Here is a 16489-nt window from a genome sequence, read left to right as displayed (position 1 = left end):
CGGCACGCACTCTAGTAGTGGACCGGGAGCCGTCCCACTTGAATCAGAGCGGTTCCACGCTTTCGCGACACGAACGTGCCCCGCCCCGGCGGCATGGGGCGGGCGCGGACATTTCCGAGGATGTCGCCTTCACTCGGATCGCCCGACAACAGGACGCCCTGCGCCCCGAGTTCCCGGACCCGTTGCATGAAGGACTCGTACATGGAGCGCGAGGCGCCCGCGGAGCTGCGGGCGATGATGAACTTGACTCCCACGTCGCGTGCGAAGGGGAGGTGATCCACCAGCACGTCCAGCGGGTTCGCGGAATTGGTGGCCACCAGTTCGTAGTCATCGATGATGACGAACAACTCAGGGCCGTTCCACCAGCTTCGGTCGCGCAGCTGCTGGGGCGTGATGTCGGGCTTCGGGGCCCGCTTCTCCATGAACGTGGCGATGGCGTTCATGTGAACGGACATTGCCGACGCCATCGGGGCGTACTCCAGCAGGTGTTCCTCCGAGACCGCCTCCAGCATGGTGCGCCGGTAGTCGCCGACCACGATGCGCGCCTGCGCGGGCGTGTATCTCTCAGCGATCTGTTTCGCGATCAGTCGGAGCAGATTCGTCTTGCCCGATTCGCTTTCACCGAAGACCAGGAAGAAGGGATCTGTCTCGAAATCGATGAAGACCGGTTCCAGATTCGTCTCGTCGATGCCGATCGCGACGCCCTGCTGCGGGAACTCGAATCCCTTGGGGAGCCGGTCGGCCGGCAGATTGCGGGGCAGGAGGCGCACCGTCGGGGCAGCGGGCCCCTGCCAGTTGCTCTTCACCGTCTCGACCAGCTGGGCGGTGCCGTCGGAGAGGTTCGAAGGATCGGGCGACGAGTCGATCCGCGGCTGCGCCGTCATGAAGTGCAGTTTCTGCGGGACCTGGCCGCGGCCCGGCACCCCCGCGGGCACGTTCATCGCGACCTTGCGGTCGAACTCCGAGTCCATGACATCGCCGAGACGCAGCTCCAAGCGACCGAGCATCTGGTCCTTGAGCGCCGCCCGTACCTCCATGTAGCGCGAAGCGGACACGACGACGTGAACGCCGTAACCGAGACCGCGTCCCGCGATGTCGTTGACCACGCCCTCGAGCATGTCGTAGTCGTTCTTGAAGCTTCCCCACCCGTCGATGACGAGGAAGACGTCACCCCAGGCCTCGCCGGGGAGCCGCCCCGCGGCGCGCTGTCGCCGATAGGTGGTGATCGAGTCGATGCCGTTGGCGCGGAAGAAGGCCTCGCGGCGGTTCAGGACACCGGCGACCTCTGCCACCGCACGGCGTACCCGTTCCGGGTCGAGGCGGGACGCCACCCCACCCACATGCGGCAGATCAGCCACCGAGGCGAGGCCGCCGCCGCCGAAGTCCAAGCAGTAGAACTGCACTTCGTGGGCGGTGTGCGTGAGGGCGAACGACGTGATCAGCGTGCGCAGCAGCGTCGACTTTCCCGACTGCGGACCACCGACCACCACCATGTTTCCGGCCGCGCCCGAGAAGTCGCTGTACAGCACCTCACGCTTCTGCTCGAACGGCTTGTCGATGAGTCCCAGCGGTACGACCAGGCCCCCCGGACGTGTGTAGTCGCCGGCATGCAGGCCGCGCTCGGGGGACACCACGAGAGGCGGCAGGAGCTGGTCCAGCGAGGGAGCCTCGTCCAGCGGCGGCAGCCACACCTGGTGCGCCGGAACGCCCTGCCCCTCGAGGCGGCGGACGATGACATCCAGCACCGTGTCGGCCAGCGCGTCGTCCCCCTGGAGGGAAGCCTGCAATCGTCCCGGGTCAGGTGTCGCGTACGTAGCCGCCACGGGGGCCGCCGTGAAGAGGGCGGGACGGTGCTCGACGGGCAGCTGATTCACGGTAGGGGCCGGGCCACCCGCGCGGTACACCCCGGATACGTACGCTGCCTTGAAGCGCGTCATTTCATCCGTACCGAACTTCAAGTAGCCGGACCCCGGGACGGACGGGAGGTGGTACGCGTCCGGCACGCCCAGCGCCGTGCGAGACTCCGAAGCCGAGAACGTGCGCAGCCCGATGCGGTACGACAAGTACGTGTCGAGCCCGCGCAGCTTGCCTTCCTCGAGTCGCTGCGAGGCGAGCAGCAGATGCACCCCGAGGGATCGGCCGATGCGGCCGATCTGGATGAACATGTCGATGAAGTCCGGCTTAGCGGTGAGCAGTTCGCTGAACTCGTCGATCACCAGGACGAGCGACGCCAAGGGGGCCAGCGGCGCACCCGCGGCGCGCGCCTTCTCGTAGTCGTGCATGTTGCCGTAGTTGCCCGCCGACCGCAGCAATTCCTGGCGGCGCTGCAACTCGCCGCGGATCGCGTCGCCCATGCGGTCCACGAGCGTGAGGTCGTCGGAGAGGTTCGTGATCACCGCCGCGACGTGCGGCATGTCGGACATGCCGGCGAACGTCGCGCCGCCCTTGAAGTCGGCGAGGACGAAGTTCAGCGTCTCGGAGGAGTGCGTCACGGCCAGCCCCAGGACCAGCGTGCGCAAAAGCTCCGACTTGCCGGAACCCGTGGCACCCACGCACAGGCCGTGCGGGCCCATGCCCTCCTGAGCGGCCTCCTTGAGGTCAAGCATGACCGGCTGGCCGTCCTCCCCCACCCCGATGGGGACGCGCAGCCGCTCCGCCGTCGAACGGGGGCGCCACGTGCGGGTGACATCCACCGACCCCGCATCGCCCAGGTTCAGCAGATCGGTGAAATCCAGGTTGGCGAGCAGCGGCTCGTCGTCGTCACCTCCGCCCATGCGCAGCGGTGCCAACTGGCGTGCCAGCGCCTCCGCGGCAGGCAGCGACAGCGTGTCCGGTACGCCTTCATAGGCAACGCCGCCGGTCGACTCCAGGAGCAGTCTGCCGGGCCGCGCCACTACGGAGAGGCCTCCGCGAGGCTCATCCAGTTCCCCCGCGACCACCTCGATGATCGTCACGCCCTGCACACCCTCCGGCGCGGCGAAGGCGGACGTCGGCGGCACCATGCCGCCGTCGAGAACCACCACGAGGTGAGGCTGGTCGAGCACAGGCTGTCCGTCACGGCTGAACCGCGGCCTGCCGTCGAGACGGTCGGCCAGGAGCTGTTCCAGCTCACCGAGGTCGTCGCCGAAGAGCCGCCTCGTGCCGGCACCGTCGACCTGCCCCGGCAACTGGCAGTGGGGCAGCCACTTCGTCCAGTCCCACCGCCCGACGGCACCGGGCGCCGCGACCACCGCGATCACCAGGTCGTCGGGCCCGTGCAGAGCGGCCAGTTGGGCGATCATCGCGCGTGCCGTGCCCTGCGCGGACCCCGGCTCCCCGGAGACCGTCAAGTGATAGAAGGCGCGCAGGGAGACCGCGACCGGCAGTCCGTCCAGGGAGCTGTGCACGGCGAGGAACTGCTGCATGGCTCCCGCGGCCAGCGGCTCCAGCTCGTCGACCGGTGCCGTCTCGGGCGCGACCAGGGGAGTGGACAGTCGCTGCGGCCCCAGGCCCACCCGCGCCTGCCCGAAGTCCCGGTCCCCGACGCGCCGTTCCCACAACCGACTGCCCTCGGCCACCAACGCCCACAGCTGCTCGGGAGAGGGGTGCAGATAGAACTGGGTATCACGCTGCTTGAGAGCCGTCCTGCGCACCGTACGCCGCGTCTGGGCGAGGTACTTGAGGTAATCACGGCGTACATCCGCCATTTGCCCCTGCGTACCCCGGCGGTACCTGACGATCTGGGCCACGACCATTGCGACCGTCGACACCAGCATCACAACACCCATGATCCGCATGAACGGGTGGGCATTGGGCGACGCGAAGAAGAAGACCACCGACGAGCCCATGCCGAGCGTCGGAAGCACCTGCATCAGTACGCCCTCCTGCTGCCCGCGCGGCAGTTCAGGAGGAGCCGCCAATTGCAGCTCATCCGTGGGCACTTCGGGTGGCAGTGCGCGTGGCGGGCGCTTGATGACGAGCTGGCTCACCGGCACATCAATCCCCCTATATGGACAGGCAGTTCCGTACCTCTGCCCTGGTCGTAGCGGTCTCGCTCCGCACGGAGGTGATCCTACGTGCAGGTGCTGACAGGGCGTAGCGGTAGGGTGACGCACACATCGTGCGCAACCGCGAATCAGGGGGTCAGTCAAGGTGAGTTCGCCCGCAGCGACCGGTTTCTGTCGGGTCACTGTCGTCGCGCCCGACAGCCGCATCGACGTCGCTCTGCCCGAGGACATCGCGGTGGCGGACATCTACCCCCAGGTGCTCCGGCTGACCCGCCAGACCCAGCCGGTCGGCGCACCGGCCGGCTACAACCTCGTACGCCAGGACGGCACCGTCCTGGACGGCGCCCGGACACTCGCCGCCCAGCGGGTCCTCGACGGCGAGGTGCTCAGCCTGCTGCCCTTCGCCATGTCGCTCCCGCCTGCCGTGTTCGACGATGTCGCGGACGCGGTCGCCTCCGCCGTGGTCCAGGACCGCAGGTTGTGGAGAGACGCATTGCTGCGGGGTGCCGGGCTCACCGGAAGCTTCCTGCTCCTCCTCCTGATGGCCTTCGTGCTCTGGTTCGCCGATCCCGTGCGCCACGACATGAACGGCCTGCCGGGCATCCTCGCGGGCGGTATGGGCCTGCTCCTCCTCGCCTTCGCCGGCGTACGCGTGCGTGTCTACGAGGACCGGGCCGCCGGTGCGGTCCTGGGTCTCGCCGCCCTGCCGCTCCTCCTCGTCGCCGGATCGGGGATCATCGCCCCGGACGCGGGGCACGGGCCCGGCCGGCTGCAATTCCTCCTCGGCTGCGTCACCGTGCTCGTGGCGTCCGTCCTGCTCGTCGTGGTCTCTCCGGGCAGCGACGCCCCCTTCGTGGCGGCCACATTCCTGGCGGCGGCAGGCGCCCTCGCGGCCTTCGTCGCGATCCTCACCCAAGCCACGCCGGCTGAGGCCGCCGCGGTCGCTGCCCCGGTGACCATTGCCCTCGTCGCGTTCCTGCCGGGCCTGTCCTCCCGGTTCGCCAGGCTGCCCATCGGCTATGCCGCGCCGCGGAGCTCCGTGCAGGAGGACTTCGACGCCGATCCGAACCCGGCCGTCGACCTCGGCCCTCTCGACGCAGCCCGGATCGCGGCCCAGGCCCGGCGCGGCCACGAGCTGCTGCTCGGCCTCGTCGCCGGCTCGGCCTCCGTCGTCGTCGGGTCGGCCGTCGTCCTCGGCTTCTCGGGAAACGTCTGGGGGCAGCTCCTGGCGCTCGCCGCGGGTCTGGCGACCCTGCTCCGCGCCCGGCTCTTCCGCTACACCTCGCAGGTAGCGTGCGCACTGGGGGCGGGCATCGCCGCCATCGCCGCGCTGCTCATCGGCCTGGCGCTGAACCCGCCCGGCGACGCCCTGCGGGAGCTGCTCCTCCACGAGAACCACGGCCCCCTGGAGCTGCGCGCGGTTTGGCTCACCGCCGCCATCGCGCTGGGATGCGCTCTGCTGACGGCCATAGCGTTGATCATTCCCACGAAGGGGCTCTCCCCCTTCTGGGGCCGCCTCCTCGACCTCACGGAATCGGCGATACTGCTCTCCCTGGTCCCGCTGTGCCTGGCCGTCCTGGACGTCTACGACGCGGCCCGCTCCCTGACCAGCTGAACAGGGCGGCGTCACCCGCGGGCAAACCCCCCACAAGCCGACTGGTACCCTGTGTAACGACCGTCTGTATGCGTACCCCGGATCCCCAGGGACCCGGACCCGAGTCCGTCAAGGATTCGGACCCGCGCCCGACGGCCCATCCCCGCCTCCCGAGTCACGGAAGCTCCCCTGAGATGTAGACCAGGGGCACTCGGAGGCACTCGAAGACATCACGAGGAGTACGCGTGTCGCTCGACACTGCTACGAAGAAGCAGATCATCACCGAGTTCGGCCAGAAGGAGGGCGACACCGGCTCCCCCGAGGTCCAGGTCGCCATGCTCTCGCGCCGCATCTCTGACCTGACCGAGCACCTCAAGACCCACAAGCACGACCACCACTCCCGTCGTGGTCTGCTGATCCTGGTCGGCCAGCGTCGTCGCCTGCTCCAGTACCTGGCCAAGAAGGACATCCAGCGCTTCCGCGCCCTGGTTGAGCGCCTGGGTATCCGTCGCGGCGCTGCGGGCGCCAAGTAAGACGCCGTGAAGGGAGCGGTTCCCACTCGAAGCACTCGAAGGGGGCCGCTCCCTTTGCTGTACGTGCGCGGTGTCACCGACGCTTTGTAGTCTGGTGATACCCAGCACGACTCACTGGGTACGCGAGTACCAGCAACAACCTCATAGGTACGCACGTAGTACGCACGTAGTACGCAGCCAGTGCGCACGTCATGCACGCGTAGTACGTCCGTACGGCACCACCCACGAGGGAGAGGCGCACCTCGCCGCCGCCGGTCCTCGGTAGTGGCCCCCGGGAGATTCCCCGGGTGCTTCGATCGAAGACCGGCCCGCACACACGGCGCGCTTCTCCACACAGTCCCGGTCCACGAGGGCACACGTCCCCGTAGGGCACATGTCCACGAAGGACGCATGGGACGCCGCCTTTGGGCCACACGGGCCCAGGGGCGAGAAGACGAAACGTAGACACGTAGGAGAACAGTGGAGAACGAGACCCACTACGCCGAGGCCGTCATCGACAACGGCACGTTCGGTACCCGCACCATCCGCTTCGAGACGGGCCGTCTGGCCCGTCAGGCCGCCGGCTCCGCCGTGGCCTACCTGGACGACGACACGATGGTCCTCTCGGCCACCACCGCGTCCAAGAAGCCCAAGGACCAGCTCGACTTCTTCCCCCTCACGGTGGACGTCGAGGAGCGCATGTACTCGGCCGGCAAGATCCCCGGCTCCTTCTTCCGCCGCGAGGGCCGCCCGTCCGAGGACGCGATCCTCACGTGCCGCCTGATCGACCGCCCGCTGCGTCCTTCCTTCAAGAAGGGCCTGCGTAACGAGATCCAGGTCGTCGAGACGATCATGGCGCTCAACCCCGACCACCTGTACGACGTGGTCGCGATCAACGCCGCCTCCTGCTCCACGCAGCTGGCCGGCCTGCCCTTCTCGGGTCCGATCGGCGCCACGCGCGTGGCGCTCATCAAGGGCCAGTGGGTCGCCTTCCCGACGCACACCGAGCTGGAGGACGCCGTCTTCGACATGGTCGTCGCCGGTCGCGTCCTGGAGGACGGCGACGTCGCGATCATGATGGTCGAGGCCGAGGCCACCGAGAAGACCATCGAGCTGGTCAAGGGCGGCGCCGAGGCGCCGACCGAGGAGGTCGTGGCCGCCGGTCTCGAGGCCTCGAAGCCCTTCATCAAGCTCCTGTGCAAGGCCCAGTCGGACCTCGCCGCCAAGGCCGCCAAGCCCACCGGCGAGTTCCCGATCTTCCTCGACTACGAGGACGACGTCCTGGAGGCCCTGACCGCCGCGGTCAAGGCCGAGCTGGCCCAGGCGCTCACCATCGCCGGCAAGCAGGAGCGCGAGGCCGAGCTGGACCGCGTCAAGGCGCTGGCCGGCGAGAAGCTGCTCCCGAAGTTCGAGGGCCGCGAGAAGGAGATCTCCGCCGCGTACCGCTCGCTGACCAAGAGCCTGGTCCGTGAGCGCGTCATCAAGGAGAAGAAGCGGATCGACGGTCGCGGTGTGACCGACATCCGTACGCTCGCCGCCGAGGTCGAGGCCATCCCGCGCGTGCACGGCTCGGCGCTGTTCGAGCGCGGCGAGACCCAGATCCTGGGTGTCACCACGCTGAACATGCTCCGGATGGAGCAGCAGCTCGACACGCTGTCCCCGGTGACGCGCAAGCGCTACATGCACAACTACAACTTCCCGCCGTACTCCACCGGCGAGACCGGCCGCGTCGGCTCCCCGAAGCGCCGCGAGATCGGCCACGGCGCGCTCGCCGAGCGCGCGATCGTGCCGGTCCTGCCGACGCGCGAGGAGTTCCCCTACGCGATCCGTCAGGTGTCCGAGGCCCTCGGTTCCAACGGCTCGACGTCCATGGGCTCCGTCTGCGCCTCGACGATGTCGCTGCTGAACGCCGGTGTGCCGCTGAAGGCCGCCGTCGCCGGTATCGCCATGGGTCTGATCTCCCAGGAGATCGACGGCGAGACGCACTACGTCACCCTCACCGACATCCTCGGTGCGGAGGACGCCTTCGGCGACATGGACTTCAAGGTCGCCGGCACGAAGCAGTTCGTGACCGCGCTCCAGCTCGACACCAAGCTCGACGGCATCCCCGCCTCGGTCCTGGCCGCCGCGCTGAAGCAGGCCCGTGACGCGCGTCTGCACATCCTGGACGTCATGAACGAGGCCATCGACGTCCCGGACGAGATGTCCCCGAACGCCCCGCGGATCATCACGGTCAAGATCCCCGTGGACAAGATCGGTGAGGTCATCGGCCCCAAGGGCAAGATGATCAACCAGATCCAGGAGGACACCGGCGCCGACATCACGATCGAGGACGACGGCACGATCTACATCGGTGCCGCCGACGGCCCGGCCGCCGAGGCCGCCCGCGCCACGATCAACGGCATCGCCAACCCGACCATGCCGGAGGTCGGCGAGCGCTACCTGGGCACCGTCGTGAAGACGACGACCTTCGGCGCGTTCGTCTCGCTCATGCCGGGCAAGGACGGTCTGCTGCACATCTCGCAGATCCGCAAGCTCGCCGGCGGCAAGCGCGTGGAGAACGTCGAGGACGTCGTCGGCGTCGGCCAGAAGGTCCAGGTCGAGATCGCCGAGATCGACTCCCGCGGCAAGCTCTCCCTCATCCCCGTCATCGACGGCGAAGAGGGCGACGAGCAGGCCGCCGACCAGAAGGACGACACCGACAAGTGACGTCGCGTAGCACCACGACGACGGCCCGCCCCTCTTCGGAGGGGCGGGCCGTCGCCCGTACCCAAACCCTCATCAAGGGCGAGCACGGCATCGGTACCGTCCGCAGGACGACGCTCCCGGGCGGCCTGCGCGTCGTCACGGAGACCCTGCCCTCCGTACGCTCGGCGACCTTCGGCATCTGGGCGAACGTCGGCTCACGCGACGAGACCCCGTCGCTGAACGGCGCCACGCACTACCTGGAGCACCTCCTCTTCAAGGGCACCAAGAAGCGCAGCGCCCTGGACATCTCCTCCGCGATCGACGCGGTCGGCGGCGAGATGAACGCCTTCACGGCGAAGGAGTACACGTGCTACTACGCGCGCGTGCTCGACACGGACCTGCCGCTCGCCATCGACGTCGTCTGCGACATGCTGACGGGCTCCCTGATCCTCCAGGAGGACGTCGACGCCGAGCGCGGCGTCATCCTCGAAGAGATCGCGATGACCGAGGACGACCCGGGCGACTGCGTGCACGATCTGTTCGCGCACACGATGCTCGGCGACACCCCCCTGGGCCGCCCGGTCCTCGGCACCGAGGAGACGATCAACGCCCTCAACGCCGACCGCATCCGCCGCTTCTACAAGAAGCACTACGACCCCACGCACCTGGTGGTCGCCGCCGCGGGCAACGTGGACCACAACAAGGTCGTACGGCAGGTCCGCGCCGCCTTCGAGAAGGCCGGCGCCCTCGGGCGCACCGACGCGGTCCCGATGCTCCCGCGCCAGGGTTCGCGCACGCTGCGCACCTCGGGCCGCGTCGAGGTCATCAACCGCAAGACCGAGCAGGCCCACGTCATCCTCGGCATGCCGGGCCTGGCCCGCACCGACGACCGCCGCTGGGCGCTCGGCGTGCTGAACACCGCGCTCGGCGGCGGCATGTCATCGCGCCTCTTCCAGGAGGTGCGCGAGAAGCGCGGCCTGGCCTACAGCGTGTACTCGTACACCTCGGGCTTCGCCGACACCGGCCTCTTCGGGGTGTACGCGGGCTGCCGCCCGAGCCAGGTGCACGACGTCCTGAAGATCTGCCGCGACGAGCTGGACCAGGTCGCCGAGCACGGTCTGTCGGACGACGAGATCGGCCGCGCCATCGGCCAGCTCGCGGGCTCCACCGTCCTCGGCCTCGAGGACACGGGCGCGCTGATGAACCGCATCGGCAAGAGCGAGCTGTGCTGGGGCGCGCACATGTCGGTCGACGAGATGCTGGCCAAGATCTCGGCGGTCACCCCCGACGAGGTGCGCGAGGTGGCCCGCGACGTCCTCGGCCACCGGCCGTCCCTGGCGGCCATCGGCCCCCTCAAGGACAAGCAGGCGGCCCGCCTCCAGGAAGCGGTCGCGTAGTCCCGCGAAGCGGTCTCGTACTCCCGTAAGGGATCGACTTAAGGAATGAAGGACATGAGCAAGCTGCGCGTGGCGGTCATCGGCGCCAAGGGCCGTATCGGCTCCGAGGCCGTGAAGGCCGTCGAGGCCGCCGACGACATGGAACTGGTCGCGGCGCTGGGCCGGGGCGACAAGCTGGAGACCCTCGCGGAGTCCGGCGCCCAGGTCGCGGTCGAACTGACCCACCCCGACTCGGTGATGGCCAACCTCGACTACTGCGTGGGCCACGGCATCCACGCCGTGGTGGGCACGACGGGCTGGACCGACGAGCGCCTCGCGCGGCTGCGTACGTCGCTGGAGGCGTCCCCGAAGACGGGTGTGCTCATCGCCCCGAACTTCTCCATCGGCGCGGTCCTGACGATGAGGTTCGCGCAGCTCGCGGCGCCCTACTTCGAGTCCGTCGAGGTCGTCGAGCTGCACCACCCGAACAAGGCGGACGCCCCCAGCGGCACCGCCACGCGCACCGCCCAGCTCATCGCCGAGGCCCGCAGGGAAGCGGGCAGCGCCCCGCAGCCCGACGCCACGACGACCGCCCTGGACGGCGCCCGCGGCGCGGACGTGGACGGCGTGCCGGTGCACTCCGTGCGCCTGCGCGGCCTCCTCGCCCACCAGGAGGTCCTGCTGGGCGGCGAGGGGGAGACCCTGGCCGTCCGGCACGACTCGCTGCACCACAGCAGCTTCATGCCGGGCATCCTGCTCGGCGCCCGCCGCGTGGTGAGCACTCCGGGCCTGACGTTCGGCCTGGAGCACTTCCTGGACCTCGGCTGATCCGGGAAGCGAACCTCATGCGAGCGAAGATCACCTACGCCGTCACGGCTGCCGTCCTGGTCGTCTACTTCGTCCTGGTCGGCAGCCGCGGCGTGCTCCTGATACAGCACGGCACCGCGCTCACCGTCACCTTCGGTGTCGCGGTGCTGATCCTGCCGTTCATCGGCATCTGGTTCCTGTGGAAGAACACCCAGTTCGTCCAGCGCGCCAACCGACTCGCCGCCGAACTGGAGGCCGAAGGCGGCCTCCCGGTCGACGAGTTGAAGCGCACCCCCGGCGGCCGCATCGACCGCGACTCGGCCGACGAGGTCTTCGCCCGCCGCAAGGCCGAGACCGAGGACGCGCCGGACGACTGGCGCTGCTGGTTCCGCCTGGCCGTCGCCTACCACGACGCACGGGACACCCCGCGCGCGCGAAAGGCCATGCAGCGAGCGATCGCCCTCCACGCGGGCAAGCCGGTGGACGCCTGACCGGACAGGCCCTAGGCGGTGGGCTGGTACTCGGCCCTGGCCCGGTACTCGTCGGCCCACACCTCGATGGCGTCGGCGGCCCGGTTGAAAGCCTCGTGCCGGGCCAGGAAGTCGGCGTTGCGGTCGGTCATCAGCAGCTGCTGCCCGCCGGCCGCCTGATCACGGCGTACGAGGATGAGGGCCTGCCCCTGCACGGTGCGGGGCAGGCCCAGCCACCGCACGGGCTGCTGCGCGGTCCGCACGGTCGCGATCTGCGCCCAGGGCACGGTCCGCGTCCGCAGGAAGCCGACCCTGCGCACCCCGCGCGCGCTCACCCAGGTGCCCACGCGCAGCAGCCGCAGGGAGCCGACGATGATGAGCCCGGCGAGTCCCGCGCAGAGGGCGGCACCCATGAGGGAGTCCGCGAACGCGATGATCACGGCGGCGAAGAGGACGTACGAGGCGAGCAGCAGCGAAAGCGCGGCCGTGCCCACCCGCCAGGGGCCGGGGCGATAGGGGCGGCGCCACTGATCGCGGTCCTCGAAGGGCAGCGCGGCGTCGTCCGCCGCGTCGTCGAAAGCGCGGTCCGCGGTCAGGAAAGGCAGGGGCACGGGCTGATCCTCACTCGATCCACGCACGGGCTGTGCCCGGTGAGGTTATCGAGCCGTGTCCCCTGCTACCAGCTTTGGGGGGCCATGGGGGTACCGTCAGCGCCCGTCCGAGGCCTCGGACTGCTGCGTATGCGCGGGTGACTGATCGGCCGACATGGCGGGCATCCCGAAGAGCAGGGAGCCCACGAGACCGGCCACCACGGTCAGGCCGATGAGCGTGCGGCCCATGATCTGACTGGCCGTCGCGCGCTCACGGGGAGGGGGAGTGACGTTACTGCGGAACTTGTCGGCTTCGGCGATGAAGGCGAACGGGACGGGCTCTCGCCGACGGAACATGGGGCGCGCTTCTCCTCACGGGTCTCGAACTTTCTCTCTCGTCTAGACAGACGCTCGAATCGCCCAAAAGGTGCCCTGTTTCGGCAAATTAGTTGAAGAATGTCGTGGCGGGTCACCGAACGGCCGATTGTCAGTGCCTGGCCATAGAGTGGGCGCCGCCCGAGTGATGCACATGGAAGGACCCCCGCCTGTGAGCGAGACCCCCACCGAAGACCTCAAGCCCAGCTTCCGCAGCGAGGTCACCGTCGAGCTGGTGAAGCACGCCGCCACCGACTCCGACGTCCTGTGGGCCGCCCGTGTCTCCACGGCGGGCGAGCAGTCGCTGGACGAACTCCAGAAGGATCCGGAGCGCTCCAAGGGGCTGATCAACTACCTGATGCGGGACCGCCACGGCAGCCCCTTCGAGCACAACTCGATGACGTTCTTCATCAGCGCCCCCATCTTCGTCTTCCGCGAGTTCATGCGCCACCGCGTCGGCTGGTCGTACAACGAGGAATCGGGGAGGTACAGGGAGCTGGAGCCCGTCTTCTACGTCCCCGACGAGTCCCGCAAGCTGGTCCAGGAGGGCCGCCCGGGCAAGTACGTCTTCGTGGAGGGCACCCAGGCCCAGCAGGAGCTGACGGGCCGCGTCATGGAGGACTCCTACCGCCAGGCGTACGAGGCCTACCAGGAGATGCTCGCCGCCGGCGTCGCCCGCGAGGTGGCCCGCGCGGTGCTCCCCGTCGGGCTCTACTCCTCGATGTACGCGACGTGCAACGCCCGTTCCCTGATGCACTTCCTTGGCCTCCGCACGCAGCACGAGCTGGCCAAGGTCCCGTCCTTCCCGCAGCGGGAGATCGAGATGGTCGGCGAGAAGATGGAGCAGTACTGGGCGGAACTGATGCCGCTCACCCACGCGGCCTTCAACAAGAACGGACGCGTGGCGCCGTAAGGCACTGATGTACGGACGGGTGGAGCGAAGTGTCCGTATTGCGGCACTTCGTGAAGTTCATCTAGCCTGATCAAACGGACCCGGCACTGCTTGAACCCCCGAGCAGGCAGTGCCGGGCTCCTCACTTGTCAGGTCCGCTCACATCCCCCGAGGGGGGACCCCGCGCTGAGCAGCGAGTAGCGTGTTACCCATGGCTCCGACCTCCACTCCGCAGACCCCCTTCGGGAGGGTCCTCACCGCCATGGTCACGCCCTTCAGGGCGGACGGCGCACTCGACCTCGACGGCGCGCAGCAGCTCGCCGCCCACCTGGTGGACGCAGGCAATGACGGCCTGATCATCAACGGCACCACCGGTGAGTCCCCGACTGTCGATGACGCGGAGAAAAACGATCTCGTACGAGCCGTAGTGGACGCGGTCGGAGACCGCGCCCACGTCGTCGCCGGCGTCGGCACGAACGACACCCGGCACAGCATCGAGCTGGCCCGCGCCGCCGAGCAGGCAGGCGCGCACGGCCTGCTGACCGTCACGCCGTACTACAACAAGCCCCCGCAAGAGGGACTGTTCCGGCACTTCACCGCGATCGCCGACAGCACCGAGCTGCCGGTCATGCTCTACGACATCCCGGGCCGCAGCGGCGTACCGATCAACACCGAGACGATCGTCCGCCTCGCCGAGCACCCCAGGATCGTCGCCAACAAGGACGCCAAGGGTGACCTGGGCCGCGCCAGCTGGGCCATCGCCCGCTCGGACCTGGCCTGGTACTCCGGCGACGACATGCTGAACCTCCCGCTCCTGTCGGTCGGCGCGTGCGGTTTCGTCTCCGTCGTCGGGCATGTGGTCGCCCCCGAGCTGCGCGCGATGCTCGAGGCGTACCTCACCGGCGACGTCCAGAAGGCCACGGAGATCCACCAGAAGCTGCTCCCGGTCTTCACCGGCATGTTCCGCACCCAGGGCGTGATGACGACCAAGGCGGCGCTCGCCCTCCAGGGCCGCCCCGGGGGCCCGCTCCGCCTCCCGATGGTGGAGCTGACGCCCGAGGAGACGGCACAGCTCAAGGTCGATCTCGCCGCCGGCGGGGTACAGCTGTAATCCCAGACTTCACAACTGAATACGTGAAACACGCGGGCGACCCGAGCACCATGAGCCGCCCGCACCCCACACAACAACTGCTAATGCACGAACGTCATACGCGCCACGTGCCCCGGAGGTACGTGGCGCGCGTGGTGAGGAGAGTCTTTTGAGTCATCCGCATCCTGAACTCGGCGCCCCGCCGAAGCTCCCGAAGGGCGGCCTGCGGGTCACCCCGCTGGGCGGCCTCGGTGAGATCGGCCGCAACATGACCGTCTTCGAGTACAACGGTCGTCTCCTGATCGTCGACTGCGGAGTGCTCTTCCCCGAGGAGGAGCAGCCCGGAATCGACCTGATCCTGCCGGACTTCACGTCCATCAGGGACCGCCTCGACGACATCGAGGGCATCGTCCTCACGCATGGTCACGAGGACCACATCGGCGGCGTCCCCTACCTCCTGCGCGAGAAGCCGGACATCCCGCTGATCGGCTCCAAGCTGACCCTCGCGCTGATCGAGGCGAAGCTCCAGGAGCACCGCATCCGTCCGTACACGCTCGAGGTCGTCGAGGGCGACCGCGAGCACCTGGGCCCGTTCGACTGCGAATTCATCGCGGTCAACCACTCCATCCCGGACGCCCTGGCCGTCGCCATCCGCACCCCCGCGGGCATGGTCGTCGCCACCGGCGACTTCAAGATGGACCAGCTGCCGATGGACGGCCGCCTGACCGACCTGCACGCGTTCGCACGGCTGAGCGAAGAGGGCATCGACCTTCTCCTCTCCGACTCCACGAACGCCGAGGTCCCGGGCTTCGTACCGCCCGAGCGCGACATCTCGAACGTGATCCGCGGTGTCTTCGCGGGCGCCCAGAAGCGCATCATCGTGGCCAGCTTCGCCAGCCATGTGCACCGCATCCAGCAGATCCTGGACGCCGCGCACGAGTACGGCCGCAGGGTCGCCTTCGTGGGCCGCTCGATGGTCCGCAACATGGGCATCGCCCGTGACCTCGGCTACCTCCGGGTCCCGCCGGGCCTCGTCGTCGACGTCAAGACGCTCGACGACCTGCCGGACAGCGAGGTCGTCCTGGTCTGCACGGGTTCGCAGGGCGAGCCCATGGCCGCGCTCTCCCGCATGGCCAACCGCGACCACCAGATCCGCATCGTCCAGGGCGACACGGTGATCCTGGCGTCGTCGCTGATCCCCGGCAACGAGAACGCGGTCTACCGCGTGATCAACGGCCTGACCCGCTGGGGAGCCAACGTCGTCCACAAGGGCAACGCGAAGGTGCACGTCTCCGGCCACGCCTCGGCCGGCGAGCTGCTGTACTTCTACAACATCTGCAAGCCCAAGAACCTGATGCCGGTCCACGGCGAATGGCGCCATCTGCGCGCCAACGCCGAGCTGGGAGCCCTCACCGGCGTCCCGCACGACCGCATCGTGATCGCCGAGGACGGCGTCGTCGTCGACCTCGTCGAGGGCAAGGCGAAGATCGTCGGCAAGGTCCAGGCCGGATACGTGTACGTCGACGGCCTCTCCGTCGGCGACGTCGGCGAGCCCGCGCTGAAGGACCGCAAGATCCTCGGGGACGAGGGCATCATCTCCGTCTTCGTCGTGGTGGACTCCAGCACCGGCAAGATCACCGGCGGCCCGCACATCCAGGCCCGCGGCTCCGGCATCGACGACGGGGTCTTCACCACCGTCATGCCGAAGATCCAGGAAGTCCTGGAGAAGTCGGCCCAGGACGGGGTCGTCGAGCCCCACCAGCTCCAGCAGCTCATCCGCCGCACGCTGGGCAAGTGGGTGTCGGACAACTACCGCCGACGCCCGATGATCCTGCCCGTGGTCGTCGAGGTCTGACCCTCCTGACCACGTGTTCTCCGGAGCGGGGCGCCTCGATTTGCATCGGGGCGCCCCGCTCCGTTAGGTTTACGGCTCCGCCCAACCGGGAAGCACCGCGCACTCACGTGTGAGGGGGCCGACCCGAACGGGGCGGGAAATCCGACTCAGAACTTCTGATAAAGTCGGAGCCGCCGGAAAGGGAAACGCGAAAGCCGAAAGGCTGGAGCGGGAACCGGAAAGGCACCGAGGAAATCGGACACGAAAGAGTCTGA

The 16489-nt window shown here is 68.8% G+C and carries 12 protein-coding genes; 9 read left to right on the top strand and 3 right to left on the bottom strand.

All coding sequences use genetic code 11. The features are described from left to right. Positions 1–11 precede the first annotated feature (11 nt). A complete protein-coding gene (locus IG54_RS0117365) occupies positions 12–3968 on the bottom strand; it encodes a type VII secretion protein EccC (protein ID WP_030784371.1) in 3957 nt (1318 codons plus the stop codon). A gap of 163 nt (positions 3969–4131) precedes the next feature. Here IG54_RS0117365 and eccD point away from each other — a divergent pair, with 163 nt between their 5' ends. The 6 genes from eccD (at position 4132) to IG54_RS0117335 (ending at position 11454) form a co-directional block, all read left to right on the top strand. After that, the gene (eccD, locus tag IG54_RS0117360; RefSeq protein ID WP_030784368.1) at positions 4132–5601 is read left to right on the top strand and encodes a type VII secretion integral membrane protein EccD; all 1470 of its coding nucleotides are present in this window, start codon (positions 4132–4134) and stop codon (positions 5599–5601) included. Positions 5602–5825: 224 nt separating this feature from the next. Then, a complete protein-coding gene (gene rpsO / locus IG54_RS0117355; protein ID WP_030784357.1) occupies positions 5826–6113 on the top strand; it encodes a 30S ribosomal protein S15 in 288 nt (95 codons plus the stop codon). Positions 6114–6572: 459 nt separating this feature from the next. Further along, the gene (locus IG54_RS0117350) at positions 6573–8801 is read left to right on the top strand and encodes a polyribonucleotide nucleotidyltransferase (protein ID WP_030784353.1); all 2229 of its coding nucleotides are present in this window, start codon (positions 6573–6575) and stop codon (positions 8799–8801) included. Further along, on the top strand, positions 8798–10177 hold the full coding sequence (locus IG54_RS0117345; RefSeq protein WP_030784349.1) for a M16 family metallopeptidase: 1380 nt from the start codon (positions 8798–8800) through the stop codon (positions 10175–10177). The genes IG54_RS0117350 and IG54_RS0117345 overlap by 4 nt, the downstream gene beginning before the upstream one ends. Before the next feature lie 54 nt (positions 10178–10231). After that, positions 10232–10984: a 4-hydroxy-tetrahydrodipicolinate reductase gene (gene dapB / locus IG54_RS0117340; protein WP_030784346.1), complete on the top strand. Its 753-nt coding sequence runs from the start codon at positions 10232–10234 to the stop codon at positions 10982–10984. Positions 10985–11001: 17 nt separating this feature from the next. After that, a complete protein-coding gene (locus tag IG54_RS0117335) occupies positions 11002–11454 on the top strand; it encodes a hypothetical protein (protein WP_030784343.1) in 453 nt (150 codons plus the stop codon). A gap of 11 nt (positions 11455–11465) precedes the next feature. On the opposite strand, the gene IG54_RS0117330 is transcribed toward IG54_RS0117335, so the two are convergent. Continuing rightward, the gene (locus IG54_RS0117330) at positions 11466–12044 is read right to left on the bottom strand and encodes a PH domain-containing protein (protein ID WP_030784339.1); all 579 of its coding nucleotides are present in this window, start codon (positions 12042–12044) and stop codon (positions 11466–11468) included. A 96-nt stretch (positions 12045–12140) separates the two neighbouring features. Then, positions 12141–12380, bottom strand: a complete 240-nt coding sequence (locus IG54_RS0117325; RefSeq protein ID WP_030784336.1) for a hypothetical protein — start codon at positions 12378–12380, stop codon at positions 12141–12143. Positions 12381–12570: 190 nt separating this feature from the next. Here IG54_RS0117325 and thyX point away from each other — a divergent pair, with 190 nt between their 5' ends. The 3 genes from thyX to IG54_RS0117310 all read left to right on the top strand — a co-directional run bounded on the left by thyX (position 12571) and on the right by IG54_RS0117310 (position 16235). Beyond that, a complete protein-coding gene (gene thyX / locus IG54_RS0117320; RefSeq protein WP_030784333.1) occupies positions 12571–13311 on the top strand; it encodes an FAD-dependent thymidylate synthase in 741 nt (246 codons plus the stop codon). 190 nt (positions 13312–13501) lie between these two features. Next, positions 13502–14401, top strand: coding sequence for a 4-hydroxy-tetrahydrodipicolinate synthase (gene dapA, locus IG54_RS0117315; protein ID WP_030784330.1), 900 nt, complete (start codon positions 13502–13504; stop codon positions 14399–14401). 148 nt (positions 14402–14549) lie between these two features. Continuing rightward, the gene (locus tag IG54_RS0117310) at positions 14550–16235 is read left to right on the top strand and encodes a ribonuclease J (RefSeq protein WP_030784327.1); all 1686 of its coding nucleotides are present in this window, start codon (positions 14550–14552) and stop codon (positions 16233–16235) included. Positions 16236–16489 lie beyond the last annotated feature (254 nt).

The sequence above is a fragment of the Streptomyces sp. NRRL S-920 genome, from assembly GCF_000717945.1.
Taxonomy (GTDB): domain Bacteria; phylum Actinomycetota; class Actinomycetes; order Streptomycetales; family Streptomycetaceae; genus Streptomyces; species Streptomyces alboniger.
The sequence above is the reverse complement of the archived record's forward strand: the minus strand, read 5'-3'. Positions and strand labels throughout refer to the sequence as shown.